The following is a 10,516-nucleotide window of genomic DNA, read 5'->3' as shown; positions in this document are numbered from 1 at the left end:
GGTTGTGGTTGTTCCTGAGGTTGTGGTTGTTCCTGAGGTTGTGGTTGTTCCTGAGGTTGTGCTGGTTGGGAAGGTGGTAACCGCTGTTCTTGAGTTTTAATCAATGCTGGATCAGGTACGGGGGCTTGCTCGATAATTTTTTCATTAATGGGAGTAGAAGTTTGTGTTGGATTAACTACATCTAATTTTTCGGTTGCTCCAGTTGGCAATGGTTTTAAAGATTGCGCTTCCTGTGTGGATAAAGGAGATCCCGGATTTTTTTCCAGTAGTTTTTTCTCTTCAGAAAAAGGAACAGGAGGTGCTGGAGGAGCAACAGTTACTACCCCAGCTTGATCTAAAATTTCTTTGGGGGGTTGAGACTGCGCAGAACTTCCTCCTAATACACTGGTAGTGTCAGGAGCAATTGCTGCAATAGGCGTTTTAGGCGCCTGTTGTATTGTTTGAGAAGGCACATTTATCACTGCCTGGTTAACCGGTTGTGAATTGACAAATGTTTGTGTTGGCACTGCAGTTATTGCGGGTGCTACATTTACATTTTGATAGAAAATATTGGTAGATCTATTAACGTAAATGTTATTTACATAAGTATTATTAATCTGGGTGTTACTGGTATTAACGTTGATGAAATAATTACGTCCCAGGTGGGCTGGAGGGATATAGATTTCTCCCGGAGCTAAAGGAAACCATGCAATTCCAGATGCACCAGTACTTAGTCTCAGGTTAAAATTGTTGCCTCCTACAAATGCCACCAAAGCAGGTGCGTAAACAGGTTGGACATATCTTGGTCCTGGGACCCAACACCATCTTCTTTCAAGATAAGCCCATCTACCATAATGGAATGGAGCAAATCCCCAGGGTTCTTCATCCACCCAGGTCCAACCCCATTGGCGTACCCAAACCCACCGACCTGTACGATAAGGGGCCCAATTTGGGTTAACTTTATTGGGTATCCAAACATGACCATATTTAGGAGTTTTTTTCCAACTTCCATAGAGTTGCAGATCTTCTTCGCCAATCATTTCGGTAGATACATACCGGGTAATACCTTTGCCTATGCGATCCCGCATACGACTCCAACGTTCAAAACTATCAGGTGCAGGTATGCCAGTGGGTTTAAATAGTTTTAGATTTACTCCAAAAGTGTAGGATTTTCCTTGATTAACAATATAAGAAACTTTTGGGCCATACACCTTTCCCCTTCCTTTTATTACACTTATGATCGTTATTTTTGCTTGATTGTTGACAAAAATTCGATAATAACCCGGTTTTGTTACTATAAAAGCAAGAGTGGGTGTACTGATTTCAATTGTTTGCCGAGGATTCAAATGGGTTACTTTGACAATTAAGGTTCCACTGGAAAGTTGTAATTGGGAAATTTTTTGAGTAAGGTTTAGAATTTTAAGGCTGGTTTGATTCCCCATACGTACCGTTGTAGAGCCCAGCTGTAATTCGAGAAATGATTTATTACTTGACCATATGCGATCACCGGTGATTAATGGACGGTTGACAATGCCTTTTACCCATTGAGTTTCCCCTCCGGGCAGCAAACTTGCAGAGCCATTGATGGAACTTAATCGGGCAACTCGAGAAGGTTCACCTTCATCTTCAGCATACGCAGAACCAAAGATAAAGAATAAAAAAATAAAAACTGAATAGATACAACTCATTATATTTTTTTTCATCATATTCAACTTTTTCTTTTGTAAATGCTTCCGTTACCCCTGTTCGAAGATAAGGTCCGAAAAACTAAATATAATTATAGTACAATATAGATACAAACTGAGAATTTAAATTGCTTTTGAACTGGAAAAGCTGATTACGGTAAGCTCATAAGTAATAGCGGTTTCCTCACAAAAATACTATGGACGCCAACATGCCTCCTTAGTACACATGCTGGAAACCGCATCACAAAATCGTTCAGAATCCTATTCCAATTTTAAGAACAAAATACTTCTCCATTTGCAAACCAATAGTTTCGCATTTATTTCCTAAATATAAAAAGGAAAGACCTGTCCCTATTATAGGGATATCAGAAAAATTAATTTATAAGAGTTTTTGGACAAACATGAAAGATTGGACTTTCTCATTTCAACAGCCTAAGGCATCGATTTTTTCGATAACTTCTTATATCCAAACTATTTATGTTTAAAAAGCTGATTTATATCTGGCTCCGCTTCAAGCATATTATCTGAACTGGTGAGAGCTTCTTCTTTACCCTTAACTATTTTTTTTCCTGCCGAGTTCTTTAGACTTTTCTCTTCCTCTAAAATTCGTTTGGACGTATCTAAAAAAGACCATTTTTTTGTAGCATCCTTAGGACTTTTTGTACCATTAGCTTCTTTCGACATCATGTTTTACTCCTTGTGAATAAGTTATGAACATTATAAGCACCATATATTAACTTTAGCAAATAGGGTAATTTAATTATACTTTAAATGTCATGGTAGTCTCTTCCTGCAGATACTCCAGTTCGAAACCTTTTTCAAGCAAAGGACCAAAATATTCCGCAATTGAACGAACCGGCTTCTTCATATATAAAGATTCCCTTGGTTTTGCTTTAGGATTTATATTTTCTTTCTTAATCCAATTTTGCATCATTTCTCTATCATAAATAGTATTTCAAGGGATCTACTTCTAGTTTTTGTAGAAAGAGCTTTAGCCTATCTGCATTATGATGAACAAGTTGATTCCACTCAATAGGCTCAGGCTCATAGTGTCCTATAACTTTTGAAACGAGCTTAAGACAACAAACGCAGTCAAATAAATAGTAACTCTTGCTCCTTTGTTTTCAGCTCTCATTATATAATGAGAGCCGGTGTTAAGGATGGGGGTGTTTTTTCAAAAATTTTCGCGTAATTGAGCAAGTATCCAGAACATGACGAAAAAATCTTAAAATATCCACTCGGAAAATCCTCTATAACATCATTATAATAGTAATCTAAAGCATAAAATTCATGGCTTATTGATCACTATCAGATGCTCAGCCTAAACTTTTATGATCGTTTAATGGAAGGTTATTAATATGACTATGAATAAAATCTATTTTATATATGAAAATAAATTTGAAAAATTAATTAAGGGAGAACAAGCAACGGAATAAGATACTTTAAGACCATAATTGACAGAAAATAATTTCAAAATGATTTATACAATGCAGAACGAACAAAACATGCATTTTACTTATAATTACAAACAACCTGACGAATATCATTTCAGTCTTGATTCAATTCACCTTGCGAAATTTGTTGCAACACAATTGAAATCCTATACAGATCTTGGTTCATTAAGAGTATTAGATCTCTGTGCAGGCTGCGGAGTTATTGGAATTGAACTATCATGGCATCTTCAAGCAATCCGGCAGATTGATTTTATTGAGATCCAGGATATTTATACTGAATATTTTTATCAAAACATAGCTAACGTCAATCGACCTGAATTGCAATGTCGCTGGCATCTTTTAAATTATGATGAATTACATGAAAAAAAATGGGAAGGCAAATTTGATTTGACTATCAGTAACCCACCCTATTTCCAACCAGGCCACGGAATGCTTTCGCCCTCCGAATTTAAAAATCGTTGTAGATTTTATTTAGATAGCTCTTTTCAGAGTTATATTCGAGCGCTAGAAAATTCACTTGCAATCAATGGCAAAGCATATTTTTTATTACGCCCATTAAATCATCATGGTTTAGATTTATTTTCTGATATACAAGAAATGCTACAAAAAACATCAGTAACAGTTAAAAAAATATCGCATACTCGTGGTACGGATATTATTTTATTAGAAAAACTGAAATGAATGGGAGCATTTTCATAAGGGACCGATTTTAGGCTGCTTTAACAAAGAAAATAGTTATTGGCAATTGATCATTTGCTTGCAAAAAGATAAAAATTTTATTCCTCATTGCCTCCCATACGGATACGTCTGCTTTAGATTTTGCTGCTGTTCTATAATTTAAAAAATGGATTTACTTTTGGTAATGATCATAATGTTTACTTTTAAAAATACTTTTTCAATGTTCATAATGGCAATTTTCTTATCAATTAATAACAATGTGCTTGCCTGTCAGTGCTTTAATTCATTTTTTTTGAATTCAATTTTTTCTAATAATCAGAAAATGACATGTTCCCTATCCACAGATTATGGCCGAGTCGTCAGAGTTAGTCTTTCTGACGGAAGAAATAGTGCAGTTTCTTCTATTTATGGCTGTTCGTTAAACTCTGTCAGTAGTAACATCCATAGAGATTTCTTTTATTATTCTAATGATAATGAATTGTGTGTTGAAGAAATTTTAAATGCTTGCCGCATGCTAAACATTGAAATTTATTCTTACTAAGACTGTGTGAAAATTGACTGGTTAAAAGAAAAGTTATAACCAGTTAGAAATTTTCTTTAAATTTCATGCCTGATTTATTGGGCTTTTAAAAGTAAAAGCTCCATCAGAACAAACTGACAGAGCTTTTTAAAAGTTACTAATTATCTTACGCAGTAGCTGTGGCTTTCTTCTTTTCTTTTTCTTTAGCAATTACTGCTTCAGCTACATTGTTTGGACAAGCAGCATAGTGAGAGAATTCCATTGAGAATTGACCACGACCAGAGGTAAGGGTGCGCAATGTACTGATGTAACCAAACATTTCTGAAAGAGGAACATCGGCCTTAATGCGGACACCAGCTGCACTGGGTTCTTGACCCGAGATCATACCGCGACGACGGTTCAAGTCACCAATCACATTACCTACATCCTCTTCAGTACTATAAACATCAACCTTCATGATTGGCTCAAGCAATTGTGGGGCAGCTTTGGGTATCGATTGACGAAAAGCACCCTTTGCTGCAATTTCAAATGCAATTGCCGAGGAGTCAACAGCATGGTAAGCACCATCGGTGAGATTAACTACAACATCCAATACGGGGAAACCTGCCAAGGTACCTGAGTCCATCATTGAGCGGAAGCCTTTCTCAATTGCCGGAAAGAATTCTTTAGGGACATTTCCACCCACAACGGATGTGATGAACGTGAATCCAGTATTTGGCTCGCCTGGGGAAATAGTGTAGTCGATTTTACCGTATTGACCAGCACCACCTGATTGTTTCTTGTGAGTATAGCTATCTTGAATCGATTTGGTTATGGTTTCACGATAAGCAACCTGCGGTTGGCCTACTATTAATTCAACGTCGTAAGTACGCTTCAGAATATCCACTTTAATATCAAGATGTAATTCACCCATACCACGAAGAATGGTTTCACCTGAATCTTGATCAGTTTCCACTCTAAACGTTGGATCTTCTGCAACCATCTTACCAATAGCAATAGCCATTTTTTCGGTAGCACCTTTATCTTTGGGCGTAACAGCAATAGAGATGACTGGCTCAGGGAAAACCATCGCTTCAAGTGTACACTCATGATTAGGATCGCAAAGAGTGTGGCCGGTTCGAACGTTTTTCATACCTACAATCGCTATAATGTCGCCTGCTTCAGCACTTTGCAATTCATTACGCTCATTTGCCTGCATCTCAACCATACGGCCAACACGTTCCGTTTTACCAGTAAAGGAGTTAAGAATAGTATCCCCTTTATTTAGTCTTCCTGAATAGATACGTACGAACGTTAGAGCACCAAAACGGTCATCCATGATTTTAAATGCCAAGGCACGGAATGGCTCATCAGGAGAAACGATAGCGAATTGGCCATTTGGCTCACCTTCGGCATTGGTCAAAGGTTGCGGATTAACTTCATGGGGAGCAGGTAAATAGTCAACCACTGCATCCAATAATAACTGCATTCCTTTGTTTTTAAACGCTGAACCACAATAAGTTGGGAAGAAGGCTAATTCAAGCGTACCTTTACGGATACAACGCTTAATTTCTTCTATTGAAGGTTCCTCTCCTTCTAAATAAGCCATCAGCAACTCATCATCCATTTCAAGTGCTGTTTCAATTAATTGCGCGCGATACATTTCAACGTCGTCATGCATATCGGCTGGCACATCAGTAATTTTGTAATTTTCTGGCTGACCAGATTCGTCCCAAACATACGCTTTACGAGTTAATAAATCGACAACACCTACGAAGCTGTCTTCATAGCCAATGGGCAAAGTCATAATTAAAGGATGTGCGCCCAATACTTTTTTAATTTGGTCAGTCACTTTCAAGAAGTTTGCGCCGATACGATCAAGTTTGTTTACGAAAATCAAACGAGATACTTTTGAGTTGTTCGCATAGCGCCAGTTGGTTTCTGACTGAGGCTCAACGCCGCCAGAACCACAGAATACTCCGATGCCGCCATCGAGTACCTTCAATGAACGATATACCTCTACTGTGAAGTCAACGTGTCCTGGGGTATCGATAACATTGAAACGATGACCTTTCCAGAAGCAACTTACTGCAGCGGACTGGATGGTAATACCGCGCTCCGCTTCCTGCTCCATAAAATCGGTTGTTGATTCACCATCGTGAACCTCACCTATTTTGTGGATTCTACCAGTAAGCTTAAGAATACGTTCGGTAGTGGTGGTTTTTCCGGCATCCACGTGGGCGAAGATACCAATGTTTCTATAAAGGTTTAAATCAGTCATAGCGCTCTTATAAAGTTGATGGATAAAAAATTGTCACATATTGTACAGTATTTTATCCGGATTTGCAGCAAAAACTTGTTCCATTAACCTTTTTTTTATGATTATTTCGCCTATTGGTTAAGCATAATAGCAACACTTGCTACAAAATTAAGCGTGGTAGAATACAAAGAAGAAGGATAATCGGTTAAAGGCTGAGCACAGTAAGGTCATTGTCGTTAATTTTTGGTTTCTGCTATTCTTACTTGAGATATGGTGATATTTGTTCCTTATAAATCAAATAAATCAATTCAAACCATTTTTAGATAAGTGGCGGCACTTGCAGTCTTTTTACAATCCTTCATCTTTAAAAAAGATCTGGGCTATCACCACTAAGTAGCTAATTTTTAAATATCAGTTCAATTATTCTAGACGACTTGCTTGATCTATTTCTTAATTTACAAAGTTTTGCGTAAGTCCTGTATTGAAACGATCGATGATTTCAGTGAATTCCTTATGCTGTAACGCGGATTTCAATATCTCTTCAAAAGTAGAATTATTAGTTTTAAAGATTTCCATTAACTTTAATAGCCTAGGACTAATTTTTTCTGCCTCATTAGAGTTATTTTTTTCCCAATCGATTATATAATCTTTAATGCCTTGTAACCCTAGATAAATTTCTTTTTCATCCAATAAATCAATATTTTTAATCCTTGTTAATAGATTTTGAATTAATTCCTCTGTGCCAGAATTTTTTAACAATTCATCATCCAATAATCTTGTAATAATTTCTACGTTAGATTGTCTATTGTCTGGTCTAATTTTAATAATTTTTAATTCAGATTTGATTGGAACAATAGGCTGCACAGCCATGCTTTCATCCTTATTGGATTCAGCAGTAGTGTTTGCAAGATTACCCTCACTATCAGCGATTACTCTATTAACAGGCGCCGCATCCCAGTCATCATTATCCCACTCATCAGCTATAAGCCGTCCCTCGCTATCAGCGGTCACTCTATTAACAGGCGCTGCATCCCAGTCATCATTATTCCACTCATCAGCTATAAGACGTCCTTCGCTATCAGCAATCACTCTATTAACAGGCGCTGCACCCCAGTCATCATTATCCCAGCCATCAGCTATAAACCTACCCTCACTATCTACAACTACATTGTTAAGGGCAAGCTCCCAATTATCATTTTTAAAGTCACTGCCAGGAAAAATTGATTCAGAATTGCGATCATTCAATATAACTATATTTGGATTAAAATCTTCTCCATAACCATAGTTATTCATTTCACTTAGAGATATTCCATGATAAGAAAAAGCTGCATAACGGGGCAGATCTTCTGTTACTTTTATTCTATTTTCATCTTTTTTATCGCCTTCGCTATCAATTAGCTCTTTTCTTACCTCTACCTCATCTACATATTCATAGCCTGTACTAGGTACATTTACCCAATGCGTCCATGCTATTTTACCTGTGTACTTAACTAACGCGAAGATTGGATTTGCTACCCTGGAAATTTTAAATCTCATAATAGAAATTAAATAAAAATAATGATAATTAATTATAGACCAAAACTTGCGCAAACCCCTGTAAATTGAGAGATGGACTAAGCTTCAAAAGAGCAGCAGATTAGGTCATTTTGACCAACAAGTAATTGACTTTTCGTGATTTCGTGTAAATTCTCTCATGGACTGGTTTTTTCTTAATTATTTTTACTCTTAATTTGCATTTATTAAATAACAACTATGGACCAGAAGGTCCATAACCGTCAGTATTCAAATGTAAGGAATTAGAAAAAGGCTTATTTTCCAATTTAGATGCAAATACACCTTGCATCAATAGAGCAGTAACATCCGAATGTTGTTGCTCAGTTTCAAGAGCACCAACCTCTTTTTTAAAGTAATTGGTACAGTCCAGCAAAGTTTGAGTCATTTCTTCGGAAGAATCTCCAGCATGTTTACCCGAAATAAACCGATACCAAAGATTAGGTTTTATTTCCAATAAGGTTTTCACTAGTTTTTGTGCAAAAATAGGTGGTGCTTCAGTATCTGAGAGCCCTTGAACAATACGAATAGGAATCTCATTAAAGGGCATTAATAAATCTTTATCTAAAAGATTAAATCCGTGATAAGCAAATCTAAAGAGGATGCATTCAAAAACTGCATGAGTTCTATCACTGGGGTCAATTTTTTCTGGTGGATTATGCAAATCATCTAATGATTCTTTTGTTGGACTATCATTAAAACGTTCAAACGCCGTCCACAGATATTGTGCCTTCATATCATTTTCATTAACACAAAATTGATAATAAGCATCCATCAAGCTTTGTGGTGAATTAGGGTTAATGGTCACTCCTTTTGATTGCGCATGGGACAATAAAGTATCTAAAGCCTCAGCTCCTAATTCAGGAAAACGCTCTTTGATGAGTTTTACATCATAGTATTGGCTCATTTCTTCAGGGTCATTTAAAAAAATTCCATATACAATGACGCCTTTAATACGCTGAGGATATTTGGCAGCATAATATAAAGAAAGGGTAGATCCCCAAGAGCCTCCAAAAACAAGCCATTGGCTAATATTTAAAGCATCTCTCAAATTTTCAAGATCAGCGGCCATATCATCAATCGTAAGTTTAGAGAACTGCTTTGGGTCAACTTCTGGGGATTCGATAGAAGGACATGAGCGACCGGTTCCTCGTTGATCATAAAGAATGATGTTATAGTATTCAGGATCAAACCACTGGCTATTTTCGGGACTTGAAGAACCACCAGGGCCACCATGATTATAAACAACTGTAGGTCCTAATGGATTCCCGCGTTGCTCATAATAGATATAAGTATCATCCGAAACTTTGACTAAACCCGATGAATGACATTCAGAAAGAGGATATCTCTCGATAGGCATATCTTTACCTAATAACATTTTGATATTCATTGAGTTTTGCATATTGCATAAAATGCTTCAACATGTAAAGAGCAAATTTATTGTTAATATATTTAGGATGTTTTTACAATTCATCCCCACGACCTAGCAGATTAGGACGTTTTCCACTCAAGTTATTTTCGTCCCGGCCTTATTATCATTTATGAAAGATTTTTTTTAGCCCATTTCTCAAACAAATCAGCCAATTTTATACTTCCATATTCAGAAATATGTACTTGATCACGATAGAAAGGAAGACCGTTAGTATCTATCATTGAGCATTTTTTTTCATCACAAAATAAATCATTCGGATCAAAAAAAACAACGCCTGGATTGGTTTTTGATATTGTTTTAATTACTGCTTGATTAAATGGAATGAGAGCATTCCTTTCTTTCAAATCGGATCTACATCTTGCAGCGCTGCTAAATGGTCTAATACAGCTTTTGACATCTTTTTTATTAAACATAAGATGAGGTAAAAAGACAATAACTTTTATATGATTTTTTTCCAGGAAATCTATTCTGCTTTTCAAGCGAGCCAGGTACTCTTCTGACGCACCGTATAAGCCTGCAATTATTGCATATTTTAAAGAACCAACGTTTTGTTTAATAATATTATTTATAAACTTTTCTTGATGTAGGGGCCTATCCCCCGCACAAGGAAAAGTTGGATCTAATGGCTTATCAAATAAAGGAGTTTTGCCAACTTTTGCTGCATCGCAAGTACCAATAGAAAGTATGGTCTCATTCGAGAATAGCTTATTATGTAACAACCCTGGATAAAGCTGGTTTGCAAAACTATTCCCAAGTAAAATAACAGTTGGTTTCTTGCTTTTATTCATCATACAAAACCACCATCGATAATCTTTTGCTTCATCAAAAGGATAGCGATTTAAGCAAAGATCATTTTTTGTGTATTGCCAAGCAGGGCCAACAAACTGGGCGTTTGCTTCATTAAAATTTTTCCAGAAGGGTCTATTCAGGAAACCCTCTTTACTTTTACAATAAAAACCCATTAAAGCGATCACTAAC

At 36.6% G+C, this 10,516-nt stretch carries 8 protein-coding genes; 1 reads left to right on the top strand and 7 read right to left on the bottom strand.

Annotation, left to right across the window (positions count from 1 at the left end; genetic code table 11):
- The 3 genes from A8O27_RS17690 to A8O27_RS19425 form a co-directional block, all read right to left on the bottom strand.
- Window positions 1-1,685, bottom strand: a 1,685-nt coding sequence (locus A8O27_RS17690; protein ID WP_064115147.1) for a DUF6600 domain-containing protein, incomplete at its 3' end; no start/stop codon positions are given.
- A gap of 450 nt (window positions 1,686-2,135) precedes the next feature.
- Entirely contained in the window at window positions 2,136-2,351 is a 216-nt protein-coding gene (locus tag A8O27_RS17685) for a hypothetical protein (protein WP_235810506.1), read from the bottom strand.
- A gap of 73 nt (window positions 2,352-2,424) precedes the next feature.
- Window positions 2,425-2,598, bottom strand: coding sequence for a hypothetical protein (locus A8O27_RS19425; protein WP_235810505.1), 174 nt, complete (start codon window positions 2,596-2,598; stop codon window positions 2,425-2,427).
- 541 nt (window positions 2,599-3,139) lie between these two features.
- On the opposite strand from A8O27_RS19425, the gene A8O27_RS17680 reads away from it, so the two are divergent.
- Window positions 3,140-3,799 (top strand): methyltransferase, encoded by a 660-nt coding sequence (locus tag A8O27_RS17680; protein WP_115684355.1) that lies wholly within the window; start codon window positions 3,140-3,142, stop codon window positions 3,797-3,799.
- A gap of 683 nt (window positions 3,800-4,482) precedes the next feature.
- Here A8O27_RS17680 and fusA read toward each other — a convergent pair.
- The 4 genes from fusA to A8O27_RS17660 form a co-directional block, all read right to left on the bottom strand.
- Window positions 4,483-6,576 carry an elongation factor G gene (fusA, locus tag A8O27_RS17675; RefSeq protein WP_058459354.1) on the bottom strand — a complete coding sequence of 698 codons (2,094 nt, stop codon included), beginning with the start codon at window positions 6,574-6,576 and terminating at the stop codon, window positions 4,483-4,485.
- A 429-nt stretch (window positions 6,577-7,005) separates the two neighbouring features.
- On the bottom strand, window positions 7,006-8,091 hold the full coding sequence (locus A8O27_RS17670) for a hypothetical protein (protein ID WP_131744499.1): 1,086 nt from the start codon (window positions 8,089-8,091) through the stop codon (window positions 7,006-7,008).
- Window positions 8,092-8,305: 214 nt separating this feature from the next.
- Entirely contained in the window at window positions 8,306-9,496 is a 1,191-nt protein-coding gene (locus A8O27_RS17665; RefSeq protein ID WP_160116278.1) for an alpha/beta fold hydrolase, read from the bottom strand.
- Between the two features lie 149 nt (window positions 9,497-9,645).
- Window positions 9,646-10,500 carry an SGNH hydrolase domain-containing protein gene (locus A8O27_RS17660; protein WP_510336355.1) on the bottom strand — a complete coding sequence of 285 codons (855 nt, stop codon included), beginning with the start codon at window positions 10,498-10,500 and terminating at the stop codon, window positions 9,646-9,648.
- Window positions 10,501-10,516: the final 16 nt, after the last annotated feature.

It is taken from the genome of Legionella bozemanae (genome assembly GCF_001648595.1).
GTDB classification, from domain to species: Bacteria; Pseudomonadota; Gammaproteobacteria; order Legionellales; family Legionellaceae; genus Legionella; species Legionella bozemanae.
Note: the sequence above shows the minus strand (reverse complement) of the source record. Positions and strands in the feature narration are given on the sequence as shown.

What these genes read in the sequence shown, in the direction of transcription:
- A8O27_RS17685 (WP_235810506.1), bottom strand. Translation starts at nt 2,351, where the DNA reads ATGATGTCGAAAGAAGCTAATGGTACAAAAAGTCCTAAGGATGCTACA.
- A8O27_RS19425 (WP_235810505.1), bottom strand. Translation starts at nt 2,598, where the DNA reads ATGATGCAAAATTGGATTAAGAAAGAAAATATAAATCCTAAAGCAAAA.
- A8O27_RS17680 (WP_115684355.1), top strand. Translation starts at nt 3,140, where the DNA reads ATGATTTATACAATGCAGAACGAACAAAACATGCATTTTACTTATAAT.
- fusA (WP_058459354.1), bottom strand. Translation starts at nt 6,576, where the DNA reads ATGACTGATTTAAACCTTTATAGAAACATTGGTATCTTCGCCCACGTG.
- A8O27_RS17670 (WP_131744499.1), bottom strand. Translation starts at nt 8,091, where the DNA reads ATGAGATTTAAAATTTCCAGGGTAGCAAATCCAATCTTCGCGTTAGTT.
- A8O27_RS17665 (WP_160116278.1), bottom strand. Translation starts at nt 9,496, where the DNA reads ATGAATATCAAAATGTTATTAGGTAAAGATATGCCTATCGAGAGATAT.
- A8O27_RS17660 (WP_510336355.1), bottom strand. Translation starts at nt 10,500, where the DNA reads ATGGGTTTTTATTGTAAAAGTAAAGAGGGTTTCCTGAATAGACCCTTC.